We start from the raw sequence: 23,291 nt of genomic DNA, 5'->3' as shown, positions 1-23,291 counted from the left end.
GAATACTTAAATAATAGCAAGTACATCAGACTGACGCATAATCAGAAAGTTTTCGCCTTCCAATTCTATTTCAGTACCGGCATATTTACCATAAAGTACCTGATCTCCTGCTTTCAATACCATATCTTCGTCTTTAGTTCCGTTACCTACAGCAACAACTTCACCTTTCAATGGTTTTTCTTTTGCAGTATCAGGAATAATGATTCCTCCTACAGTTTTTTCTTCTGCCGCAGCTGGCTTAACAAGCACTCTATCTGCTAAAGGTTTAATACTCATAATTCTAATTTTTATTATTTGTTTGTTATATTTGATATTGATTATACTCAGTCAAACTATAGCGAAATCTATGCCAAAATAAGATACTGCCAAAACGACAGAGTGAATCATACAACTAAAACGACAAGATGTCGTTTTGTTATATTTCAGCTATTAGCAGTATATCTATATCTGCCTAAATATAAAAACAAACTATTCTGATGAAGTCTGACCCTATTGTTCTTTTTTGGTTTCGCAGAGACTTACGCCTTGATGATAATGCAGGACTTTATCATGCTTTGAAAAGTCAGTATCCAGTTTTGCCTATCTTCATTTTCGACACTGATATTCTTAAACAGTTTGAAACACCCGAGAATGCGCAAGTAGAATTTATTCATCAGCAACTACAAATCTTACAAAAAGAATTAAGGGGTTATGGAAGTTCTATAGAAATAGATCATTCAACACCTGAAGTCTTTTTTGACAATCTTTGTAAACAGTATACAATCAAGGCTGTATACATAAATGAAGATTACGAACTTTCGGCACGAAGGCGAGATACTGATATTGAAAATTTCCTACGAAAAAAAGATATTGATTTCCTAAGTTTCAAAGATCAGGTTATTTTCAGTAAAGAGGACATTCTAAAAGACGACGGAACACCTTATACTGTTTTCACTCCATATAGTAAACGATGGAAACAACATATTCAACCAGTACATTTACAATCATTTGACAATAGAGATTTCTTTTCTAATTTCTATAAATTTGAGAATGACAATATTCCGAGCCTATCCGATTTAGGGTTTACTCAACGAAGAGGACTCATATTTCCTCCAATAGAAGTTAGTGATCATTTAATCAAAAACTATACTCAACAACGTAATTATCCCTCAATAGAGGGGACTTCCCGATTAGGTATTCATTTACGATTCGGAACTATAAGTATACGCAAACTTATAGCAAAGGCACAATCCATAAATGATACTTTCCTTAATGAACTAATCTGGAGAGAGTTTTCTCATGCTATTACATGGCACTTCCCTCACATATGTAAAGGCCAGGCATTCAAACCTCAGTATGACGAAATTGTATGGAGAAACAATGAAACTGAATTTGCAGCGTGGTGCGAAGGAAAGACAGGTTATCCAATAGTAGATGCAGGTATGAGACAGCTTAATGAGACCGGTTTTATGCACAATCGTATACGAATGATTACAGCTTCATTTCTCATCAAACATTTATTAATTGATTGGAGATGGGGCGAAGCCTACTTTGCCAATAAGTTGCTCGATTTTGATTTTGCAGCTAATAATGGTGGCTGGCAATGGGCAGCCAGTAGCGGCTGTGATGCTGTACCTTATTTCAGAATATTTAATCCACAGCTACAAACAGAAAAGTTTGATAAACACTTAGAATATATCAAAAGGTGGATACCTGATTTTGATCCTTTAAATTATATCCCTCCGATTGTCAATCATGAGTTTGCAAGAAAAAGAGCACTTGATGTATATAGTAATGCCTTGAAAAAATAAACGTACTGTTTAAATTATAAAGTATTTATAAATCTAAGATTACTTAAAATATATATCGTTCTACTTACTAATCAAATACTTTCCCTACTTTTGTTTATAAATTAAGTAAAAGTGCGTTTTTTTTTAGAACATCGTTTAATTATAACGATAGGTTACACCTATACTTAGTTAAGTAACAAAAAGGGTTAAAGCCTTTAATATAAAAAGTATTTATGTACGGAAAAGCATTAGGTTTATTTTTATTTATTTCATCAGCAATCTACGCTCAGAACACAACATATACCCTTAAGGGAAGTATCGAGGACAATCAATACAACGGAAAGAAAGTGTATTTGCAGCAGTTGAATGATACTAGAGACGGATTCGTCAATATTGATAGCACAACGGTTAAAGACAACAGTTTTAGCTTTACAAAAGCTGCCCAAGCGAAAGAACCCGCATTAAGATTTATTTCAACAGAAGCGCCTATTAACTATGCCCCTGCTTTTTTTCTGGCTGAACCAGGTGAAATAGTTCTTGCAATAGGACGAAAAAATAAAATTAAAGGAACTCCACGAAACAATAGCTTCCAGGATTTTTCTAATTTACAAGATTCTTTGAACAATGAGATAGAGACCGTTGTTCAGAAGTACTCTCAACTACTACAAACCTCCGGCAATCAAGATAAAATGATGAAGGAAGGTCAAGCAATAATGAAAGAACTACAAGAAAGCAGATATAGTTTTGCTAAGGAAAATATCAATAACGACTTAGGGGAGTTTATAGCTCTATCATCGTTTGAAGTTCTAACGCCTGATCAAGTATTAGAATTGACCTCTTTGATGAGACCCGAATTCAGAAATAGCGACTTAGGGCAACAAGTGATTTCTTATTATGAAGCTAAAAATTTAAAAGTTGCAGGAGCTCCATATAAAGACATCACACTAAAAGATCCAATGGGTAACAATATATCCTTGTCCGATTATGTAGGTAAGCACAAAGTTGTATTAATAGACTTTTGGGCATCGTGGTGTGGACCATGTATCAAGGAAATGCCTCATGTAATAGAAGCATATAATCAGTACAAAGACAAAGGTTTCGAGATTGTGGGTGTATCTATGGACGAAGATCAAGCGAGATGGCTTGGTGCTATTGATCGCCTGAATATGACTTGGCCTCAGATGTCGGATCTTAAAGGATGGAAAAGTGCTGCTGCTAAATTATACGGCATTGACAGTATTCCATACACTTTATTGATAGACCAAGATGGCAAGATAATAGATAGCAACCTTAGAGGTACTCAGCTACTAAATAAATTACAAGAGTTGCTAGATTAGATCGCAGACCTTTTTCTTGCTCAGAAAGTGTAATCTGCCTGTATATTACTCAAAATAAAATTTCAAAATATTAAATATAAAAATAATTAACATGAAAAGATTCCTATATCTATTGCCAGCCATAGCATTGCTATTATCAGCATGTTCTCAAAAAAGTGAGCTGAACGGTAAATTTGCAAATGCTAACAATGACGGGAAACAAGTCTATCTATTAACGATGAAAGACTTCAATGCTCCCTTTCAACCAGTAGACTCTACTGTAGTAAAAGATGGTGCATTTAAATTTATCCTTAACGATTCAACAGAAGTTGGCGTTGCTTATATTGTAGTTAAAGAGGCAGCTGAAGGTACTCCAAACGGTATTCCTTTTGTTTACGAAAAAGGAAATATTGATATGTATATCGACAGTGTTCCTAAAGTAAAAGGTACTCCTCTAAATGAGAAAAGTCAAGTATTCTTTGATAAACTGGCAGTTGTTGCTAAAAAAATGGAAGGTATAGACAGACAGGCTGCTCAGGTAGCAGATCCTAACGAACGTCAAACATATATCGACCAAATGCATGAGCTACAAAAAGAAATGAGCACAATTGGTTACGACTTTATTAAAGAAAATATAAACAATAGAATCGGAGAGTTTTACTTTGTTTCGTTTATTGATCTTTTTGACGAAGCTCAAGTTCAAGAAATACTTAAACTGGCAAGCCCCGAATACCAAAAGACTATCAACAATCTTCTTGGAATGGATAATGGCGGTCAGCAAGCTCAAGCTCAACAAGGTAGTTTTGTAGGACAAAAATTTATCGATGTTAAAGGCAAAACTCCAGAAGGCAAAACTATTGCAATATCAGATTATGCTGGAAAAGGTAAAGTTGTTTTAGTTGACTTTTGGGCTTCTTGGTGTGGACCTTGTATTAAAGAAATGCCTCATGTCGTTGCAGCTTATAACAAATACAAAAGCAAAGGTTTCGAAATCGTAGGTATATCATTAGATGAAGACAATAGCAAATGGACTGCTGCAATCAAAAACCTGAATATGGCTTGGCCTAATATGTCAGACCTTAAAGGTTGGGATAGTGAATTAGGCGCTCCATATAATGTAAGAAGTATTCCTTTCACTGTACTAATTGACAAAGACGGTACAATTGTAGCTGAAAACCTAAGAGGACAAGAGCTTGACAACAAGATTAATGAGTTATTAAAATAAGTCTATACTAATTTTAAATTACTGAATATTTATGAAAAAAATTTCATCTCTACTTTTTGCTGCCACTATTATATTGATGGCAGCATGTACAGGACAACCAAATTCGAAAGAGTATACTCTTACCGGAAATATATCGGGAGGATCTGACAGTTTAGAGGTTTTTCTACAAATAATCGATGAGAATACGGGAGAGTTTGTATCTGTTGACACAACAACTGTGCAGAACGGAACTTTCGTATTTAAAGGCATAGCAGAACAAAATCCTGCTCTTCGTTTTATTTCAACAGAAGGTTTATCCAGACCTGTGCCAGTAGCAATTGAAAGTGGCAATATTGATGTTTCTATTGATACAGCATTTGTGGTTACTGTAAAAGGAACTGCTTTGAATGATAAATATCAAGAATTCTCAAATAAAAGAAATGCAATCAATAACCAACTTCGCGAATTATCGAAACTAGGTAAAGAAGCTGAAAAGGCTGGAACTTTAACTCCTGAATACGAAAAAGAGTTAGATAACAAATATGACTCTTTATATAATGGTTTGAAAAAAGAAGTGTTTGACTTCACCAAAGCCAACATTACAAACCCTTTTGGAGTATATGTACTTATAGATAGAGGGGTATCGTTTGATGCTACTCAATTAAAAGAATTATTACCTTCTCTTGACGCTAAAGTTAAAGCAAGCGCTAGAGTTCAGAAATTGGAAAAACGACTTCAAGCTCTCGAAGGAACAGAAGTAGGAAAACAATTTATTGATATAAAAGGTACTACTCCCGATGGTAAAGAACTTTCATTGTCTGATTATGCAGGAAAAGGAAAATATGTACTTGTTGACTTTTGGGCATCATGGTGTCCTCCTTGTCGCAAAGACATGCCAACTGTTGTAGAAGCTTACAAGCAATATAAAAACAAAGGCTTCGAAATTGTAGGAGTATCATTGGATGATGATAAAGCAGCATGGGAAAAAGGAATTAAAGACCTAAATATCACATGGCCTCAAGTATCAGATCTTAAGGGTTGGAAAACCGAATTAGGAGCAGCTTATGCAGTAAATAGTATTCCTCACACTGTACTATTAGATAAGGAAGGCAAGATTATTGCAAAAGACATACATGCTAGTGAATTATTATCGAAATTAGCTGAGCTAATGAAATAAGAAGGAACTACGCTTCTAAACCAAAAAGAGCCTGAATCTAATCCGATTCGGGCTCTTTTTGGTTTTATATAAAACTGTTTCTTACTCCTTCAATTACTTGAAGTAATAGTTTTTGAATTATCTGGATTGTCAATATCCTCCACCACTGCTTCTACTGCGGGTCTATTAGACAATGGACTTATATAGAAACGAAGGTTTGCTATTTTAGGACTAGCTATCTCTGATTTTTTCAGCAAGCTATCCCTTACTATATCTAAGCTTTCAAATGAAAGGAATATTTGGTGAGCAAAAAAACCACTCACAGAGTCGTCTTCCATTTTCACATTATATGAATCAAACTTGTCGCTGGTCATATTATAGATGTATTTATACAGACCTTTCCCTTTCTGGTCTACAATAATATAAACAGAAGCCTGATTCTGTTCGACTTTATTATCGGGATATATAACAAAATTTGACCCTATTTCAAGAAAACACTCTGTTGAATCTTTCGTCAATTTATTTTGCTTAAGTAATTTTTCGTAGGCAACAGTCAGATCTTTACCGACGGGCATCTCATCATATACGTTGTCGCTTTTACATGAAAACAAAAGACCGACAACCAACATACAAAATACAGGAAATATAATATTCTTACTCTTCATTATTTCTTATTAAGTATAGTAAAACATTTATTGTAATATCAATCACTATAGAACACACAAACCTCTCAGTAAGTTTTTCTAAGCCAATATATAAGGAGCAAAGATAAGATTTTCGACCTATTTCCTTTATCTTTGTTTAATTAGATAACCTATCAGTAATTATAAAAACACATCTCTGCACCATGGAAATAAAAAGAGTCAAAAATCCTGCAAATAAAATAATGCAAGAACGCCGCACAATTAGAAAATACAACCCTACCATAAAAATCAGCAAACAAGAAATGAGTAATATTTTGCAGGATGCATTAACTGCTCCTTCATCATTAAATCTTCAACCTTGGCGTTTTGTAATAATAGAGTCCGAAGAAGCTAAGAAACTACTAAGTTCACATATTATGTTCAATCAATTGCAGTGCGAAACATCTTCGGCTGTTATTGCAGTATTTGGAGACAGAGAAAACTTCACATATGCAGATGAAATATTTTCGGCAGCAGTACGATTTGGTTTAATTACCGAAGAGAATAAAAGATCGGCTCTTGAAAAATACGAAGCCTACCGATCGGTATTTACCGACGAGAGAATAAAAGATACTCTGCTACTTGATGGAGGACTTGTATGTATGCAAATAATGTTAGCCGCCAAAGGATATGGTTACGATACAAATCCTATCGGAGGATATCAAAAATTGGAATTAACGGAGGCATTGGGCTTAGATACGAAACGTTACATACCTATTTTACTAATATCAATAGGAAAAGCTGACGAAGAGGGGCACGACTCTATCCGTTTCTCCGCAGATGAGATTACCCAATGGGTATAAGCCAAACTTGGATTAAACAGTTTTCGATATAGCAATACGAGTAAAAAAAATCTTCCTTGAAATAAACGTTGGAGATATCACCTGCTTTACTTTAGCATAGAAATTAATCTATAAGAGATGGGGCTCATCTGTATATCGCAGATCATTAGTCCGAAAAGTATTTTTATATTAGTAACACAAAACACTCAATTTTTATCATGTTATTTTAATACCTTTGCAAGCAAATTTAAAAACACTTTGGCTACCCTTCTATATTCCATCAATAGAATTGAGATTGGTTTGCCTTGAGATCAGTCTAGTACTAGAACTTACAGTGTTTCATTAATTATGACTTATGAGTAATTCAGAAACAAAAGGTTTAATATACCTCGACCGAAATGAGTACAGCTACGAAGTATCTCCACTTGTAGCAAAAGTTCTGAAAGAATTCAATCCTCAGGATTTATGTACCTACACCCGCTGTTTTCAACATGGAATAAAAAGCGAGCTATCTCAATACATCGGAGACATGTATAATGTTGCCGAACAAAATGTAGTATTAGGATATGGTGGAGAAGATATTCTGAAAGGTATTATTCATTGCTTTCTTAGTCAAGGACATCAGCAACGTAAGATACTTATTCCCACATTCTCGTGGTGGTACTATAAATCTATTGCAGATGAGGTAAACGGAAAAACGATAATGTATCCACTTTATGAAGATGGATATGATTTTAAATATAATATTCCGGAAATAAAGAAAATAGCGGAAGCCGAAAACCCCGATATTGTTTTATTGGCTAGTCCCAATAATCCTACTGGAAATTCTCTTTCAGTAGATGAAATGAAGGATATAATTTCGAGCTTAGGTAAAGATACGATTGTAGTTATTGATGAAGCATATACATCTTTTGCAAATAAAGATATTACATACATTTCGAAACTGATAAAAGAGTTTCCTAATTTGCTTATTATCCGTACATTCTCTAAGTTTTACGGACTTCCCGGTTTGCGTTTGGGTTATGGATTTATGGGCGATGGTCTTAAGAAATTCACCAATTTCAGCACAATGTATCTGGGATATAACAAACTAACTGAAAAATTAGGTATTGCAGCACTTCAATCTACTGAATACTACAATGCGAATGCTGAAAAAATGCAACAGGATAAAGAATTATATAAAACAGGCTTAAACCCGATTGAAGGCTTTAAGGTATACAATTCGGATGCTAATTTTGTATTAGTAAAATATCCTACAGAACTAAAAGAGAAACTTCAAGAAGAATTCAAAAAAGACAACATCGTTGTAAAATTCATGAACGAAGAAGGTTTGCGTACTCATATGCGTATAACCTTGGGAACAACCCCCATCAATAAACAAGTTGTAGAAATAATACGAAGAGTTGCTCTTAATACAAAATCTTAAATGAAAGCAGTTATTCTGGCAGCCGGCATAGCCTCACGCCTGCGACCTCTTACTGATAATACTCCTAAATGCTTGCTCGAAGTAGGCCGCAAATGCTTATTAGGACGTACCATAGATTCTCTAATTTCGAACGGATTTAAAGAGTTTGTAGTTGTAACCGGATATTTAAAAGAGATGATTGAAGATTACATCTCAGTCAACTATCCAAAACTACAGGTAGAGTATATATTCAATGAAAAATATGCTTCTACAAACAATATATATTCTCTTTGGATGACTAAAGAGGCAGTGAAGGGTCAGGATATTATGCTACTTGATAGTGACATTCTATTTGACTCCCCCATCATTACAGCCCTATTAGAATCTCCACACAAAAACTGTTTAGCTCTTAATTCTCACGAATTAGGTGATGAAGAGATAAAGGTAATTGTGGATGAGACCAATAGAATAAAAGAAATAAGTAAAGTCTGTTCCATTAAAGATGCAGTTGGAGAATCGGTAGGAATTGAGAAATTCTCAGCACCATTAGTCAAACTTCTTTTTGATGAAATGGATGATATGATTCTTAACAAAAATCAGTCAGGCATATTCTACGAAGCAGCTTTCGAAAATATTATAGAAAAAGGAGCCGATATGTATATTGTAGACACTACTAATATATTTTCGATGGAACTTGATACCGTAGAAGATTTCGAAACTGCATGTAAGAAGCTACCCTCACACTTATTATAAAAAGACAGATATGAAAATCGTTCTTTTTTGTGAGCATAAATACGCAGTAAGTATTCTTGCTCCTTTGCAAGATGAGGCAAATAAAAGCCAACAACACGAAGTTCTTTGGTTTGTAGATGCTCGAAACATCCCTGACTTCTCTCTTAAAGATGAGGTTAGATGGACAAATTCGATACAAGAAACTTATGATTTTTTCCCCGAAGCAGTTTTCGTTCCCGGAAATATTGTACCCTATTATTTATCGGGCGTAAAAGCCGAAATATTTCATGGGTATGCTGCTGAAAAAAAAGATCATTGGGTTATTCGCCGATATCTGGATATGTACCTCACACAAGGACCTTTCTTCACAGAACCCTTTAAGAAATTAGCTGCTAAATATAAAGATTTTGAAGTAGTTGAAACTGGTTGGACTCGTCAGGACTGGATTTTCAACAATCTACATACTTTTGACGACTATAAACAACAGTTATTAGCTGACAATAAAAAAGATAAGGTTGTTTTATATGCACCTACTTTTTCGCCATCGCTTACCTCACTTCCTTTTATAAAAGAAAGCCTCAAAACATTAGCTAAAGAAAAAGATGTTGTTATACTTCTCAAATTCCATCCTCTAACAAAACAAGAATGGGTTGAAGAATATAAGCAACTAGCTAACGAAGTCGAAAATATCATCTGGATAGACGACCATAATATCACCAAATACATTTTGGCTTCTGATATTATGATCAGTGATACCTCATCGGCAGTATACGAATTCCTATTGTTAGATAAACCGGTGATTACATATAAAAATGTGGCTAAGGATAAATACTGGCTTGATCTGGATAATATTGATCTCCTAAGCGAAGCTTTTGAGACAGTACAAACCAGCGACGAATATAAAGAGAAACGCCAGTGGATTATAAACAACTACGATCCTTATCTGGACGGAAAAGTAGCTGAGCGAATGTTTGCTGCTGTTGAAGATTATATTGCCCGACATGGTGTTCCCAAAGAACGGAAGCTCAATCTTTGGAGAAAATACCAATCTATTAAAAAGTTTGGCAAAATCAAGCGAAAATAAAATCCTAGACTTTCTTATCACTTGACTAAATAAGTCTATTATAACTAAATCTAGAAATACCAATAATACATAATACTCTATCACACATGACCGAGAAAGAGCCATATTACGGAGATTTGGAGAAGACCACAATTTTAAACGAATTATTTAATGTTGAAGGAGAATTACGTGACGAAAATTGGAGAGCACAGTTCTTTGAAAATGTTGCCGACGCAAGTTTTGCTTGTAGTGATCCACAAATAATAAGTGGTCCCGATGGCTTTCCTTATTTTGTATTAAACACTCCAGAGCCTAATAAACAATTTCAATGTTATGTGATCAAGAATATGATTCCTGACTTTCTTTTAGAGCAAGGTTTTGGAGTCGTAATAAACCCTGAAAAAGGAAATCCTGATTGGGTATTCTCATACGGTGATATCGTAAACTATCATTTAAGAAACGAGTTCTATACAAAATCCGACAACTGGGATATGCAAAAATCCGATGAGGTTATAGCAGAAGAAGAGAAAGTATTAGTGGGACAACCATCCGAATATATAATACCTGTTCAGACAAGAGCTATCCTTCGTATGTTTTTCGAAAGTTTACAAATAAGCGATGCTAAAATAGCATTACTCAACCGACCTAAGGGTGAAGAATTCTCTCAACAACTTGTATTTAATCTTACTCCTGATAAATTTAAAGATCGAGAGCATTTTAATACCATTATGGCATACGTAGCTTGGTTCTTACCAAAGCACTACTCATATGCTTCGATGGACGAATCTACTCTTGGGAGTAATTTCTTACCCATATAAATTGGACTACAAAATATAATGCCCCAAGCTTCACAGCTTAGGGCATTTAATGATCAACTAAAAAACTATCAATAGAAATGATTCACTATAAACTGAATATGACGTTTGTTTCTTTTTTTCTTTTGCAATAACGTCTGCATTGTTCACTTACACTATATCCAAGCAGAGTACCGATCATAAAATCTTCTTCTGCCGATAATTGGTCTAAAGACTTATCTTTACATAGCTTGTCCACTACTACAAGACATTCCTTCTTTCCAAAAAAGACATTTATATTACCATTCTTCAATTTCTGTATCATATAACTAATCTCATTCCTTTCGAGCTTAGCCTTTACTTTCTCCTCCAGTTTCCCGGGAAGTGTACAGAGCACCATGTCTCTGACTCCTTTTTTGAATTCGTAAATATGATGATTAAATACTAACATAATTGAGAATTATGAGGTAAGGAACATATATTGTAAATTAGGTCTACGACCTTAAATTGCTTTTCTTAAATCCTCTAACCATAAAGCAACACGCTGATCGGTAAGATTAGATTCATTATCCTCATCGATAAGTAATCCAACAAACTGTCCGTCAACAATAGCCTCAGAGCTATCAAAAGTATAACCTTCGATAGATACGCGACCTATTACTTCGCATCCTTTATTTTTTATCACTTCATAAATTTTACCTAGAGCATCACCAAAAGTGTCGCTATAAGAAGAAGAGTCTCCACAGCCGAATAAAGCTACTTTTTTACCATTAAGGTCTGCATTCTTGACATCGTCGATATAAGATTCCCAATCGTCTTGAAAATCACCCATACCCATTGTTGATCCTCCAAACAACACCACATCATAAGCACTAAAGTCTGCCGAAGCTGATGCTACATCATGCACGTCAGCTGATGCTACGTCTAAAGCTTTTGCTAAACGCTCTGCTAAATCTTGAGTGTTACCGGTTGTAGAACCATAGTATATACCTATCTTTGCCATGTCTTTATTCTTTTGTATTTAGAATTAATTTTATTGATTTTGAATAATACAAAGAAAGCGGGCTTTTAGAGTATACACAATACCATAAAATAGGGATATTTTCATAAAATACTCATTATTAATAAGTACCAGACTCTAATAAGCAATTGATATACAAACGAATCTTGTTAATCTATTTTAACTAGCAAATACATAGCCTTAGATGGGGCAGGAAGTAGATTTGCAATAAAATATTATATACTGACTATATGACCATTAATAAGCTAATATCATCGGCTCTGAATATTAGAGAGAGCCAAATAGAAAAGACAATAGCCTTACTTAACGATGGAGCTACCATCCCATTTATCAGTCGTTACCGGAAGGAAGTAACCGGAGGACTAGACGAAGTTCAGATTGCCGACATCAAAGAGCAATACGACAAGCTGATAGAACTAACAAAGCGAAAAGAAACCATTTTAAAAACGATAGAAGAACAAGAGAAACTAACTCCCGAACTGAAATCGAGAATAGAAAATTGCTGGAATTCAACCGAACTCGAAGATATTTATCTACCCTACAAACCCAAACGTCAAACCCGTGCCGAAATAGCACGTAAAAAAGGGTTAGAAGGATTGGCTCAGGCTTTGATGCTACAACAGAAGTTTGATGTAGAATCTAAAGCTCTCACTTTTGTAAAAGGAGATGTGCAGGATACTAAAGAAGCCATAAATGGTGCTTGCGATATTATTGCCGAATGGGTAAGCGAAGACGAAGCTGCCCGTAATACAATACGTAATCTTTTTCAACGCGATGCTTTCGTAACATCTAAAGTAGTGAAAGGCAAAGAAGCGGAAGGAGACAAATACAGAGACTATTTTGATCTGGAAGAACGATTGAGTCGTTGTTCGTCTCACCGCATACTAGCTATGCGACGTGGTGAAGCAGAAGGATTCCTCAGAATAAATATTGCACCTCTAGAAGAAGACGCTTTGGAACGCCTCAACCGTAAATTCGTAAAAGGAGTTACAGAAGCATCCGAATATGTAGAAGTCGCTATCAAAGATGCTTATAAACGATTACTTAAGCCATCCATAGAGACAGAATTTGCTACCATGTCGAAAGATGTTGCAGATGAAGAAGCTATACGTGTATTTGTCGAAAATCTCAGACAACTGCTCCTAGCTGCTCCTCTAGGGCAAAAGCGAGTATTGGGTATAGATCCCGGATATAGAACAGGCTGTAAGGTCGTTTGTTTAGATGCGCAAGGAAATTTACTTCATAACGAAACGATATACCCTCATCCACCTCAAAACGAATCGTCTAAAGCTGCAGGAAAGATTTCACAAATGGTATCGACTTACAAAATTGATGCTATTGCCATAGGTAACGGAACTGCCAGCCGCGAGACAGAACATTTCATAACGAAGATCCGTTACGAAAAAGAAGTACAAGTATTTGTAGTAAGCGAAAACGGTGCATCTATTTATTCTGCATCTAAAATTGCAAGGGAGGAATTTCCAGAATACGATGTAACAGTTCGTGGAGCCATATCTATTGGTCGCCGCTTGATGGATCCTTTGGCTGAATTGGTAAAAATAGATCCTAAATCAATAGGTGTAGGTCAATATCAACACGATGTAGATCAAACGAAGTTGAAACGATCGCTTGACTTAACGGTCGAAAGTTGCGTAAACATGGTTGGTGTAAATGTAAATACTGCAAGTAAACATTTACTCACTTATATATCGGGATTAGGTCCTACCCTAGCCCAAAACATTGTAAATTACAGAGCCGAAAACGGAGCATTCAAAACTCGCAAGCAATTGCTTAAGGTTCCTCGAATGGGTGAAAAAGCTTTTGAACAATGTGCTGGATTCTTACGAATTGCCGATGGAGAGAACCCTCTTGATAATTCGGCTGTACACCCAGAAAGTTATGTCGTAGTAGAAACTATGGCTAAAGATTTAGGTTGCAACGTAAAAGAGTTGATCGAAAACAAGGAACTGAAAAAGAACCTGAATCTAAATAAATATGTGAATGATAAAGTAGGTTTACCTACTCTCAACGATATTATTGAAGAATTAGATAAACCGGGACGTGACCCACGAAAAGGGATTCAGGCTTTTGAATTTGATCCTACAATCAAGACCATTGCAGATTTAAGAGAAGGCATGGTTCTACCCGGTATAGTTACTAACGTTACCAATTTCGGATGTTTTGTTGATGTAGGTATTAAAGAAAATGGCTTGGTACATATTTCAGAATTAGCAGACAGGTTTGTATCTGACCCTACTGAGATTGTATCTCTACATCAGTACGTTCAAGTGAAAGTATTATCAGTTGACTCCGACAGAAAACGAGTAGCTTTATCGATGAAAGGACTCGATTAAAGTCTCTTACCCTTTTTATTGCTTTAGCAAACAGAATATCTATAGACTGCTATATTTCTAAATATATCATTCGATACTTTCTTTTGCCTAAACAAATAAAAACTTAACTTTGACGTTATAAACCTTATAATATTACAACATAAAATACATTAGAATGAAACCTACATTATTTGTGCTTGCTGCCGGTATGGGTAGCCGTTACGGAGGTCTTAAACAATTGGATGGATTGGGTCCCAGTGGCGAAACAATCATGGATTATTCTATCTATGATGCCGTAAAAAGTGGATTCGGCAAACTAGTATTTGTAATCCGTAAATCTTTCGAAAAAGAATTCATAGACAAAGTTGCATCTAAATACAACAAACATATTCCGGTAGAAATAGTATTTCAAGAACTCGACAATCTACCCGAAGGCTTTACTGTAAGTCCCGACCGTGTTAAACCATGGGGAACTAACCATGCAGTGCTAATGGGTAAAGACGTTATCAACGAACCTTTCGCTGTAATCAATGCCGATGACTTCTATGGTCGCGACGGATTTGCTACTCTTGCTAAATTCCTTACCGATCTTGAAGGAAGCAAAAACCATTATTGCATGGTAGGATACCGTTTATGTAATACACTTTCAGAAAGCGGATCTGTTGCACGTGGTGTTTGTGCCAGTGATGATAAAGGCTTCTTGACTACGGTTACTGAGCGTACTCACATCGAACGCAAAGATGGTAAGATTCAGTATAAAGAGGGTGAAAACGAATGGCATGAATTGGAAGAAAACACTCCCGTATCTATGAATATGTGGGGATTCACTCCTGAGTATTTCCAATATTCGGAAGATTTCTTCGTAGACTTCTTGAAAAAGAATCAAGATAACTTGAAGTCTGAATATTTTATTCCTCTTATGGTAGATCATTTGATCAAAAATAAAACTGCAGATGTAAAAATATTAGATACTACTTCTAAATGGTTTGGTGTAACTTACGCTGAAGACCGTCAATCGGTAGTTGACAAGCTTCAAGGTCTTGCTAATAGCGGTGAGTACCCTACTCCACTTTGGAAATAAGATTATAGAATTAGAATATAAAAGCAGCAGGAAAATCTATATTCTCCTGCTGCTTTGTTTTAAGATTAATCTATTATATAGATTACTTGCTATGTTGATGATGGTTCTGCCTAAATTCAACAGGAGTCATCTTTGTATATTTTTTAAAGAAGCGACAGAAGTAAGATTCATCAGAAAAGTTTAAAGCTATCGCAATCTGACTTACAGTATAATTAGTCTGTATCAGATACGACTTAGATTCCATCAATAGTTGTTCCAGAATATATGTACTGGCAGGTTTACCTGTTATTGCTTTCACCAGATCATTTAGGTAATGCGCATTAATATATAAGAGGTCAGCATATTCCGACACTTTACGCAATTGTAAATAATGCTGAGATACCAATTCCTGAAACTGCATAACTATTTGCTGCTGCCTAGGAATACTCATATTACCGGTATCCGATTTGTGCTTATATATACGTTCAATCTCTATCAAAAGAACATTCAGATAAAGTCGTACCAATAAGTCATCATTTAAACTTTTCTTACGCGAATATTCAATGTTCATCTTTTTGAAAACTTCAATCAGCATATTCCTCTCCACTGTCGAAACTTTCATAAAAGGAGTCTTTCCCAATTGGAAAAATGGAAACTGAGTCAGTTTAATCTGATTATGAATACAAAGAAGAAAATATTCGACATCAAAAGTGCAATGAAACCCTTTTACATCACGGCTCCATGAATCTACCGAATGCAATGCATTTGCAGGAATACAGTACAAAGTATTGGGCTCGAAACTGTATGTTTTATAGCCGATTGTCTCGGTTATACTTCCCGATGTCAGCAATACAATAGTATAATAATCCTGTCTGTCGGAACCTGAGTTAAACTGATTCTGCAAAACTTTCAAATTCTCTAGGGGTATTATTTCCAGAAAATTATGATTTCATCCCTCCTGCAAATAAGAGGTATTATTCACTATATACTTGTCTTTATTTTCCTGAGTTGCCATTCGATTAAATCTTTAAAGCTTTTTTCTCAATAAGAAATTACAATAAGATACACAACAGATATTTATAACGCCCAAATAAAGATACCAAAAACTAAATCCAAACAGACATAAAACAGGTATCCAATAACTGAATATACTCCAAAACGAAGCCATACACATAGGACATTGTATAAGGGGTTTCCTTAAATACTTGCTAAATCGCGGCTCTTGATATACTTTGTAGAAACTTATTGCATTATTATTAATTTGAATCTTTATTTGTGAATCTATTTGAAATAATACACTATTTAAAGAGTTAAGAAACGAAGTATTATTACCTCTTTCGCCATTCAAAAGAAGAGTTTCATCTATCACATTCAAATTCACTTCCGGTAGAACCATCTGGATTTTATTAATCAGATTGGTAAATTGGTCCCCTGAAAAATAAACAGTTTTCGTTTCAGACTGCATAAGGAACTTTTTAAGAGGATAAAGAATCATCTCACTATCCTTATCCTTACCATCGGGCATTACCTCTGTCTCTCCAGCCGCTGCAATCCAAACACCCATAATGAACAACGATTGCAGTAACACATATCCTAAAGCTGCTAATATAGCGTAAAAAACCAAATCTATTTCCATTTTGTTTCTATTTTAAAATTATAGCAACAAAGGTAGATACCAGCCAATATATACTTATGACATTAGATGCATACGTTATGGGACAAATCGTAGATTTACACAAAAAAGTGGGATTTAAAATAAGCTCCTTCGTCTTATTTTAAATCCCACATATCTCAGTTAGTAATATAAATTACTGCTATTCTCTTTCTTCTCGATTCTTCTTGTCGTACTTCTTTCCTGCAAACAGGTCGTATCTACGAAATTCACATTCCAAAGAACCATTTATAAGAGGTACTTTCTTTGATGGTTTCAAACCTATCTTATCAAAGCAGTCTTTTCTATAACTAAGTATCCAAGCAGTATATCCTGCGAATACGTGCTTTAATCTTTCACCTATCATTTCGTACATACCATATAAGTCATCCGATTTGATACGCTCTCCATAAGGAGGATTCGTAATAAGAATACCTTTTTCGGATGGCGCTTCTTTGTATTGCTGAAAAGGCATTGCTTTAAGCTCTACATATTTGGCAACTCCCGCACTTTTAATATTCTCGGTCGAAATAGCAATAGCACTTTTCAAGATGTCAGAGCCGTAGATTTTGTGCTTGAATTCTCTCTCGTTACTATCATCCTGATAAATGGTATCGAATAGGTCCTGATTAAAATCAGGCCATTTCTCGAATGCAAAACCGGGACGATAAATACCCGGAGGAATATTCATGGCAATCATAGCAGCTTCGATAAGCAATGTTCCCGATCCGCACATAGGATCAACAAAATCACATTCGCCTCTCCACCCTGTTTTAAGAATCATTCCCGCAGCCAATACCTCATTCAATGGAGCTTCGGTTTGAGCTACTCGGTATCCTCTTTTGTGTAAAGACTCTCCCGAGCTGTCGAGTGATACTGTACACTGATTTTCCGAGATATGCACATTGATAAATATATCGGGGTTGGTAATACTCACCGATGGGCGTTTACCTGTTTTCTGTATAAAATAGTCTGCAATAGCATCCTTTACACGATACGCCACAAACTTAGAGTGTGTAAACAACGATGAATAGACTACTTCGTCTATCACAAAGGTATTTTTCTCTGAAAGGAAATCATCCCATTTGAATTTCTTGATCTCTTCGTATACCTCATCGGCATTTTTTGCTTTGAACTTGAACAGAGGTTTCAATATTCGTAAAGCTGTACGACAATGTATATTTGCTTTGTACATCAACATCTGATCGCCTGTAAACGAAACCATTCTCCGCCCGATCTGAAGATTATCAGCACCTAAGGCGGTCAATTCCTCTGCCAAGACTTCTTCGAGTCCCGACATTGTTTTAGCAACCATTTCAAAAGTATTCCTACTCATCTAATTCTATTTCTATTTTTAAATAACTTCAATTATACGCTCTAAAGTAACAATGGCTTAAAAAAGTTTCTCGTTACAATGATAGCTTCTTAGCAATACCCTTCGACTCGTTATGAAAAGCATCAACTGCCGTCACAACATACTTGTATTTCTTTTTTCCACCTTCATAAGGTAGTGGGTATTTTGTATCGCGTGTAATACCTACAATGTTTCGGGCATCCTCTAAATTCTCAGATTGTCCTTGTACAAATCTGTAAACCACGAAGTAAGTACCTGCTAAAGGATCTCCCTTTTCGCCATCTCTATCCCAAACCAGAAGATGAGCCGCCTCTGTGTATTTCTCCTTTACATTTTTCACCTTCTTGGGTGTACCTCTATACATGTGTGTATAAGCAGGTATAAGTGACGGGTATTTATGATAGGTAGATATCAGACTGCTGGTAACGCCTCTATAATTCTCAACTATATTTTGACCATACCAAAAACAGTTGCCATTTACGGCTTTGTAGCTTCTTGATAATCTCATCTTTTCAGCCAACTGATTATCGCCCGAAGGCATTACAGCATCCATAGTCCGCTTTACATCTTGCCCAATATACAAGGGTTGTTCAAAATTATTGTTTGCCCACCACTCTACAAGTGTTGCATAATCGGCTGCTTTATGACCTATTTCCCAATAAACCTGAGGCATATTATAGTCAATCCAACCATTTTTCACCCACAGCTTCACATCAGCATATAAGTCATCATAATTTTGCAATCCGGTTGTATTACTTCCCGTTCCATTGGGTGTACTTCTTTTGTTACGATATATGCCGAAAGGGCTGATACCAAAACGTACCCAAGGTTTTGTTACTATGATAGTTTCTTTGATTTCTTTTATTAGCGAATTTACATTGTTACGACGCCAATCGTCACGATGTGCCTGATCGAATCCCTGAGATGCACCATAGGTTGCAAAGCTGCGATCATCGGGGAATGGTTTTCCTGCAATGGGGTATGGATAAAAATAGTCATCCATATGGATAGCATCCACATTATACCTTTTTACAATATCTTTTACTACTTGACAAATAAAATCTCTGTTAGCAGGAATTCCTGGATCAAAGAAAATTTGTGTTCCGTATTTTACAAAACGATCGGGATATTGATAATACATATGACTCTTAGTGAGTACCTGATTCTCGGATAGAGATACACGATAAGGATTCAACCATGCATGCAATTCCATATTACGCTTGTGGCATTCTTCAACCAAAAAAGTCAAAGGATCGAATCCATCAGCCATTGGCTTACCCTGGGTTCCGGTTAAAAAGCTACTCCAAGGTTCTAACTCCGAATAGTAGAAAGCATCTGCCTGAGGACGTACCTGAAAGATAACTGCATTGATACCTGCTGCTTGAAATTTATTCAATACATCGGAAAAATATGCTTTCATCTGCGTACTGTTCATCGACTTGTACTGACCTTGCCATGCCGTTTGAATCCATGCTCCTCTAAATTCTCTTTTGGGATATTGGAGATCTGCCGAACTGGTTACCGTTTTCTTGCTTCCGCACGAAGATAAGATAAGCCCTACCAACAAAACAGTCAATAAATATTGATATCTGAAACACCTTTTCATCACTTGTTTTTGATATTTTAAATTTTGTTTTGCAAAAATAGAATAATTAATGCGAAGACTAAAGCTTTTGGGCAGTAAACAAAAGATAATCTAAATCTTAACCTAATTTCCCCATATTATTTATAGCTTTTTAAGGGCTAACAAACTTTTATTTCTCCGAGAAATGAACAATGTAGAGACAATAAGCATTTAACTTTAGTAACACAAACTGTATATTAATATACCTTTTATTATTTTTGTAAAATTCACTAATAACATTTTTATAGAGTATGATGCCCGACCAGATAACCGAAATAGCCGTTTTCGCAAAATATATCTTAATAGCCTTAGCATCCATAGGAGCAATTGTGCTTGCTTTTGGGATCTATCATCGCAAGAGGCAATTGATAGAGAGAGGTGGATACATGATTATTCTATCAATAGTTTTAGGTGTATGTGGATACCTAATCTACGAGAAGACCAAACAAAAGTCATACGAGATGCTCCAAAATACATACATTTCCTATTAAAGCAACCCTAATAACAATGAGATATCATATTATACTCTCTATTATACTTTTTTTCGGGTGGAGTTTCACTTCGTGTGCCCAAGAAACCCAAAGCCTCAAAATAGGGGTAATAAGTGATCCTCATTATTTATCGGAGCAATTGATGGATAATGGTTCAGCCATTCAAAATGCTGTGAACTCAGGCGGGAAAGCGATAACCGATGTACCTCAAGTTTTAGATCAGGTTTTGGCCGAATATTTAAAGAGTGATATAGAGGTATTGCTTATTCCCGGAGACATGACCAAAGATGGAGAGAAGCAAAGCCATATTGATTTCGTCAAAAAGCTTCAACCTCTCATTGATAAAGGTGTAAGAGTTTTTGTTGTTCCCGGAAATCACGATGTAAATGTGCCAAATCCGGTACGTTACGAAGGAGATAAAACATACCCCGTAGAAAGTGTCACCCCTATGGAATTCAGGCATATTTATAGCGACTGTGGTTATAACAGAGCATTAAGGCGAGATACAGCATCGCTCAGCTATGTAGCTCAGTTAAATAATGATACTTGGTTACTAGCTATTGATGGCTGCCGATATAAAGAACACACCACATCAACGATCTCTTCGGGGCAAATATCTCCTTCAACCGAACGGTGGATCGTAGAGATAATGAACGAAGCCAAACAAAAGAACATTCAGGTGGTGAGTATGATGCACCACGGATTGGTAGAACATATTATGTTTCAGGCAACATTTTTCAAAGATTATGTGATCAATGACTGGCAACGACTGGCTCCTCTTTTTGCCGATTTGGGCATGAAAGCAATATTTACGGGGCATTTTCATGCTAATGACATAACAGAATACAGATCGCCATCGGGTAACAAAATCTATGATATAGAAACCGGCTCTCTTTGTGCTTACCCGTTTCCTTACCGTTTTGTGGAATTGAATAAAAAAGGAATGAAAGTTTCGACAAAAAACATAACTTCCATTCCCAATAATCCAACAATATCCGAAGATAATAAAGCTATTATGCACGAACGTGGTCGTGCAATTGCCATCAGCAAAATACGCTCGATGGGCTTACAATTACCCGATGCCACTTTATCATTAATGGCTGATATGATCGGAAAAATATTTGTAATGCATCTTGCAGGAGACGAAGTTGTAGACGAAGAGTTAAAAACAACAATCAAACAATTGTCTAAAGAGCTGGATTCGTCGATGCCTGTTCCTACTGATAATATAGAATTAGATTTTTACCCGGCTGATAATAATGTAGAGATATCATTCTGATACATTCAGTGATATTTAATTCTATTTTTCTAAAAGATTGCTCAGAAGTATAAGATTCTAAAATAATCCATTGATTATTAAATTTATCCAAGATGTATCTTACTATAATGGTGAATTGATTAACTTTGTTCCTTTATACACATAATGAACATCATTGCTGTATTGGGTCAGTTATAACTCTAAGGATAGATCAAAAGTCAGAATAATAAAGAGGTCTCAGACCTTAAGATAATTACAGATATTCACTATTTACATGGATAAAACCTATTATAATCGGTATAAATCTTTACTCGAAAAGTTAAATTATACATACAAAGGGTATAATGTAAAGTATTTGGGTCCAGGTTATTTTACTTTCCTGTTTAGTGACGATGCTATTTCGGCAAGAGAAGTATTTAAAGAGTTTTATATCAGCACACAGATTAAAGACCTGGGACAAGTTCTTGACACCAAATCATCTTCTGTTATATCATTTCTGATAGATAGAGACGATTATCAGGATTTGGCAAATTCCGTAAAATCCATTTATCCCGACTCTTCAATTGTTAAACTGTCTGCTCTACCCAATAAGAAAGTGTCATTCCTTAGTTTCTCTTATTTAAAGCACTTGGCAAAAGCATTCAAACTCATTTTTGGTCGTCCAATTGATGAATCTTTTATGACTAAGCTGTTTTTAGTAGGCTTATTGACCAAGTTGTTTAACCAGATAAACGTACTTGAAAAGGTGCAATGTCCCGAAAATATCCAAAGATATATTTGTTTCAATGCAGCTTATAAGGAAGAAAGCTTACTTACCCTTTACTTTAAAAACAGAGGGATAGAAACCATATCGATGCAGCATGGAATCTTTTGCAATTTCAAGCTAATGATTCCTTTCGATTATATTAATTTCGACAATATGATAGCTGACAAGCTTTTGTGCTGGGGGCAATCAACAGTTGATTATCTGACCTCAAAAGGTATAGACAAATCAAGATTAATATTGATGGGGAATCCCAAGTATAAAGATTTAATGATCTCTCATATCGATCAGTCTTTCACTAAATGTTTAGTACTATTAGGAAGAGCCATTTATATTCCATCTAATGATAAGCTACTTTCGTTATTAAAAGACTTCAATAAGAAACATAACAACAAAGTATTATTCTATATAAAGAAGCATCCTTTTTTGATGGATGTAGAACATAAATCATTTGCCAGCATTTCCGACAATATGATTTTCCTTGGACGGGAACATTCGGTACAAGAAGTGCTAAGATCAGATATGGTCAACTTTACCATTGCCGTTAATACAACTGCTTATTACGAATCGTTGGCTTTGGGTAAGATTTCTTTACGATGGTCTGAATCAGAAAATGAAGAATTTATCGGCATGGACGACAAATTCGTAAACCTATCGGAGTTCGAAACTAAACTAAATGAGTTTAGCCAAAAACCAGAGGGAGAAGTTAGACAAGAGATGAAAGAGATTATTAAGTATGTATTTAATCCAGAATTGAGGTCTTAGACCTTTTTATTGCTTCGGTTAGTATAATAATCACAATAAATTATACTTATCGAGATGTATTTATAAA

At 35.5% G+C, this 23,291-nt stretch carries 21 protein-coding genes and 1 pseudogene; 14 read left to right on the top strand and 8 right to left on the bottom strand.

Going from position 1 to position 23,291, the window contains the following annotated elements; translation table 11 throughout:
• Window positions 1-6: 6 nt before the first annotated feature.
• The gene (locus IR022_RS18315) at window positions 7-276 is read right to left on the bottom strand and encodes a co-chaperone GroES (RefSeq protein WP_050709425.1); all 270 of its coding nucleotides are present in this window, start codon (window positions 274-276) and stop codon (window positions 7-9) included.
• A 200-nt stretch (window positions 277-476) separates the two neighbouring features.
• Here IR022_RS18315 and IR022_RS18310 point away from each other — a divergent pair, with 200 nt between their 5' ends.
• From IR022_RS18310 to IR022_RS18295, 4 genes are all read left to right on the top strand, one after another.
• Window positions 477-1,790 (top strand): cryptochrome/photolyase family protein, encoded by a 1,314-nt coding sequence (locus IR022_RS18310; protein ID WP_194204814.1) that lies wholly within the window; start codon window positions 477-479, stop codon window positions 1,788-1,790.
• Window positions 1,791-2,002: 212 nt separating this feature from the next.
• The gene (locus IR022_RS18305) at window positions 2,003-3,106 is read left to right on the top strand and encodes a TlpA disulfide reductase family protein (protein ID WP_194204813.1); all 1,104 of its coding nucleotides are present in this window, start codon (window positions 2,003-2,005) and stop codon (window positions 3,104-3,106) included.
• A gap of 91 nt (window positions 3,107-3,197) precedes the next feature.
• Window positions 3,198-4,310 carry a TlpA disulfide reductase family protein gene (locus IR022_RS18300; protein ID WP_194204812.1) on the top strand — a complete coding sequence of 371 codons (1,113 nt, stop codon included), beginning with the start codon at window positions 3,198-3,200 and terminating at the stop codon, window positions 4,308-4,310.
• Between the two features lie 31 nt (window positions 4,311-4,341).
• Window positions 4,342-5,466 carry a TlpA disulfide reductase family protein gene (locus IR022_RS18295; RefSeq protein WP_194204811.1) on the top strand — a complete coding sequence of 375 codons (1,125 nt, stop codon included), beginning with the start codon at window positions 4,342-4,344 and terminating at the stop codon, window positions 5,464-5,466.
• An 89-nt stretch (window positions 5,467-5,555) separates the two neighbouring features.
• Here IR022_RS18295 and IR022_RS18290 read toward each other — a convergent pair whose 3' ends face one another.
• Entirely contained in the window at window positions 5,556-6,110 is a 555-nt protein-coding gene (locus tag IR022_RS18290; protein WP_194204810.1) for a hypothetical protein, read from the bottom strand.
• Between the two features lie 182 nt (window positions 6,111-6,292).
• Here IR022_RS18290 and IR022_RS18285 point away from each other — a divergent pair, with 182 nt between their 5' ends.
• From IR022_RS18285 to IR022_RS18265, 5 genes are all read left to right on the top strand, one after another.
• Window positions 6,293-6,931 (top strand): nitroreductase family protein, encoded by a 639-nt coding sequence (locus IR022_RS18285; protein ID WP_194204809.1) that lies wholly within the window; start codon window positions 6,293-6,295, stop codon window positions 6,929-6,931.
• Between the two features lie 334 nt (window positions 6,932-7,265).
• The gene (locus IR022_RS18280; RefSeq protein WP_194204808.1) at window positions 7,266-8,336 is read left to right on the top strand and encodes a pyridoxal phosphate-dependent aminotransferase; all 1,071 of its coding nucleotides are present in this window, start codon (window positions 7,266-7,268) and stop codon (window positions 8,334-8,336) included.
• Window positions 8,337-9,068 carry a sugar phosphate nucleotidyltransferase gene (locus IR022_RS18275; RefSeq protein ID WP_194204807.1) on the top strand — a complete coding sequence of 244 codons (732 nt, stop codon included), beginning with the start codon at window positions 8,337-8,339 and terminating at the stop codon, window positions 9,066-9,068.
• A gap of 10 nt (window positions 9,069-9,078) precedes the next feature.
• A complete protein-coding gene (locus IR022_RS18270) occupies window positions 9,079-10,131 on the top strand; it encodes a CDP-glycerol glycerophosphotransferase family protein (protein ID WP_194204806.1) in 1,053 nt (350 codons plus the stop codon).
• Window positions 10,132-10,217: 86 nt separating this feature from the next.
• A complete protein-coding gene (locus tag IR022_RS18265; RefSeq protein ID WP_194204805.1) occupies window positions 10,218-10,928 on the top strand; it encodes a hypothetical protein in 711 nt (236 codons plus the stop codon).
• An 85-nt stretch (window positions 10,929-11,013) separates the two neighbouring features.
• On the opposite strand, the gene IR022_RS18260 is transcribed toward IR022_RS18265, so the two are convergent.
• Window positions 11,014-11,355: a DUF2023 family protein gene (locus IR022_RS18260; RefSeq protein ID WP_194204804.1), complete on the bottom strand. Its 342-nt coding sequence runs from the start codon at window positions 11,353-11,355 to the stop codon at window positions 11,014-11,016.
• Window positions 11,356-11,406: 51 nt separating this feature from the next.
• The gene (gene fldA, locus IR022_RS18255) at window positions 11,407-11,907 is read right to left on the bottom strand and encodes a flavodoxin FldA (RefSeq protein WP_050709413.1); all 501 of its coding nucleotides are present in this window, start codon (window positions 11,905-11,907) and stop codon (window positions 11,407-11,409) included.
• A gap of 248 nt (window positions 11,908-12,155) precedes the next feature.
• Here fldA and IR022_RS18250 point away from each other — a divergent pair, with 248 nt between their 5' ends.
• Both IR022_RS18250 and IR022_RS18245 read left to right on the top strand, forming a co-directional pair.
• Window positions 12,156-14,279 (top strand): Tex family protein, encoded by a 2,124-nt coding sequence (locus IR022_RS18250; RefSeq protein ID WP_194204803.1) that lies wholly within the window; start codon window positions 12,156-12,158, stop codon window positions 14,277-14,279.
• Between the two features lie 154 nt (window positions 14,280-14,433).
• Window positions 14,434-15,339 carry a sugar phosphate nucleotidyltransferase gene (locus IR022_RS18245; protein ID WP_194204802.1) on the top strand — a complete coding sequence of 302 codons (906 nt, stop codon included), beginning with the start codon at window positions 14,434-14,436 and terminating at the stop codon, window positions 15,337-15,339.
• Between the two features lie 82 nt (window positions 15,340-15,421).
• On the opposite strand, the gene IR022_RS18240 is transcribed toward IR022_RS18245, so the two are convergent.
• From IR022_RS18240 to IR022_RS18225, 4 genes and pseudogenes are all read right to left on the bottom strand, one after another.
• A complete protein-coding gene (locus IR022_RS18240) occupies window positions 15,422-16,231 on the bottom strand; it encodes a helix-turn-helix domain-containing protein (RefSeq protein WP_194204801.1) in 810 nt (269 codons plus the stop codon).
• Window positions 16,232-16,345: 114 nt separating this feature from the next.
• Window positions 16,346-16,954, bottom strand: a complete 609-nt coding sequence (locus IR022_RS18235; RefSeq protein ID WP_194204800.1) for a hypothetical protein — start codon at window positions 16,952-16,954, stop codon at window positions 16,346-16,348.
• Between the two features lie 199 nt (window positions 16,955-17,153).
• A pseudogene (locus tag IR022_RS18230) lies at window positions 17,154-18,284 on the bottom strand (class I SAM-dependent RNA methyltransferase); the annotation flags it as partial.
• A gap of 94 nt (window positions 18,285-18,378) precedes the next feature.
• Complete coding sequence (locus IR022_RS18225; RefSeq protein WP_194204799.1) at window positions 18,379-19,929, bottom strand: glycoside hydrolase family 10 protein; 1,551 nt, start codon at window positions 19,927-19,929, stop codon at window positions 18,379-18,381.
• A gap of 269 nt (window positions 19,930-20,198) precedes the next feature.
• Between IR022_RS18225 and IR022_RS18220 the strand changes: the two genes are divergently transcribed.
• From IR022_RS18220 to IR022_RS18210, 3 genes are all read left to right on the top strand, one after another.
• A complete protein-coding gene (locus IR022_RS18220; RefSeq protein ID WP_194204798.1) occupies window positions 20,199-20,438 on the top strand; it encodes a hypothetical protein in 240 nt (79 codons plus the stop codon).
• A gap of 16 nt (window positions 20,439-20,454) precedes the next feature.
• Window positions 20,455-21,717: a metallophosphoesterase family protein gene (locus IR022_RS18215; RefSeq protein ID WP_194204797.1), complete on the top strand. Its 1,263-nt coding sequence runs from the start codon at window positions 20,455-20,457 to the stop codon at window positions 21,715-21,717.
• A 253-nt stretch (window positions 21,718-21,970) separates the two neighbouring features.
• Window positions 21,971-23,224 (top strand): hypothetical protein, encoded by a 1,254-nt coding sequence (locus IR022_RS18210; protein WP_194204796.1) that lies wholly within the window; start codon window positions 21,971-21,973, stop codon window positions 23,222-23,224.
• Window positions 23,225-23,291 lie beyond the last annotated feature (67 nt).

Source organism: Dysgonomonas sp. GY617, assembly GCF_015233815.1.
In the GTDB taxonomy this organism is placed as follows: Bacteria; Bacteroidota; Bacteroidia; order Bacteroidales; family Dysgonomonadaceae; genus Dysgonomonas_A.
This window is presented reverse-complemented; position numbering and strand designations above follow the sequence as displayed.

Bases quoted from the DNA above. Each gene is read 5' to 3' on its own strand.
- IR022_RS18305 (WP_194204813.1), top strand. From the start codon at position 2,003: ATGTACGGAAAAGCATTAGGTTTATTTTTATTTATTTCATCAGCAATC.
- IR022_RS18225 (WP_194204799.1), bottom strand. From the start codon at position 19,929: ATGAAAAGGTGTTTCAGATATCAATATTTATTGACTGTTTTGTTGGTA.
- IR022_RS18245 (WP_194204802.1), top strand. From the start codon at position 14,434: ATGAAACCTACATTATTTGTGCTTGCTGCCGGTATGGGTAGCCGTTAC.
- fldA (WP_050709413.1), bottom strand. From the start codon at position 11,907: ATGGCAAAGATAGGTATATACTATGGTTCTACAACCGGTAACACTCAA.
- IR022_RS18270 (WP_194204806.1), top strand. From the start codon at position 9,079: ATGAAAATCGTTCTTTTTTGTGAGCATAAATACGCAGTAAGTATTCTT.
- IR022_RS18285 (WP_194204809.1), top strand. From the start codon at position 6,293: ATGGAAATAAAAAGAGTCAAAAATCCTGCAAATAAAATAATGCAAGAA.
- IR022_RS18220 (WP_194204798.1), top strand. From the start codon at position 20,199: ATGATGCCCGACCAGATAACCGAAATAGCCGTTTTCGCAAAATATATC.
- IR022_RS18215 (WP_194204797.1), top strand. From the start codon at position 20,455: ATGAGATATCATATTATACTCTCTATTATACTTTTTTTCGGGTGGAGT.
- IR022_RS18210 (WP_194204796.1), top strand. From the start codon at position 21,971: ATGGATAAAACCTATTATAATCGGTATAAATCTTTACTCGAAAAGTTA.
- IR022_RS18300 (WP_194204812.1), top strand. From the start codon at position 3,198: ATGAAAAGATTCCTATATCTATTGCCAGCCATAGCATTGCTATTATCA.
- IR022_RS18295 (WP_194204811.1), top strand. From the start codon at position 4,342: ATGAAAAAAATTTCATCTCTACTTTTTGCTGCCACTATTATATTGATG.
- IR022_RS18310 (WP_194204814.1), top strand. From the start codon at position 477: ATGAAGTCTGACCCTATTGTTCTTTTTTGGTTTCGCAGAGACTTACGC.
- IR022_RS18290 (WP_194204810.1), bottom strand. From the start codon at position 6,110: ATGAAGAGTAAGAATATTATATTTCCTGTATTTTGTATGTTGGTTGTC.
- IR022_RS18275 (WP_194204807.1), top strand. From the start codon at position 8,337: ATGAAAGCAGTTATTCTGGCAGCCGGCATAGCCTCACGCCTGCGACCT.
- IR022_RS18260 (WP_194204804.1), bottom strand. From the start codon at position 11,355: ATGTTAGTATTTAATCATCATATTTACGAATTCAAAAAAGGAGTCAGA.
- IR022_RS18235 (WP_194204800.1), bottom strand. From the start codon at position 16,954: ATGGAAATAGATTTGGTTTTTTACGCTATATTAGCAGCTTTAGGATAT.
- IR022_RS18280 (WP_194204808.1), top strand. From the start codon at position 7,266: ATGAGTAATTCAGAAACAAAAGGTTTAATATACCTCGACCGAAATGAG.
- IR022_RS18250 (WP_194204803.1), top strand. From the start codon at position 12,156: ATGACCATTAATAAGCTAATATCATCGGCTCTGAATATTAGAGAGAGC.
- IR022_RS18315 (WP_050709425.1), bottom strand. From the start codon at position 276: ATGAGTATTAAACCTTTAGCAGATAGAGTGCTTGTTAAGCCAGCTGCG.
- IR022_RS18265 (WP_194204805.1), top strand. From the start codon at position 10,218: ATGACCGAGAAAGAGCCATATTACGGAGATTTGGAGAAGACCACAATT.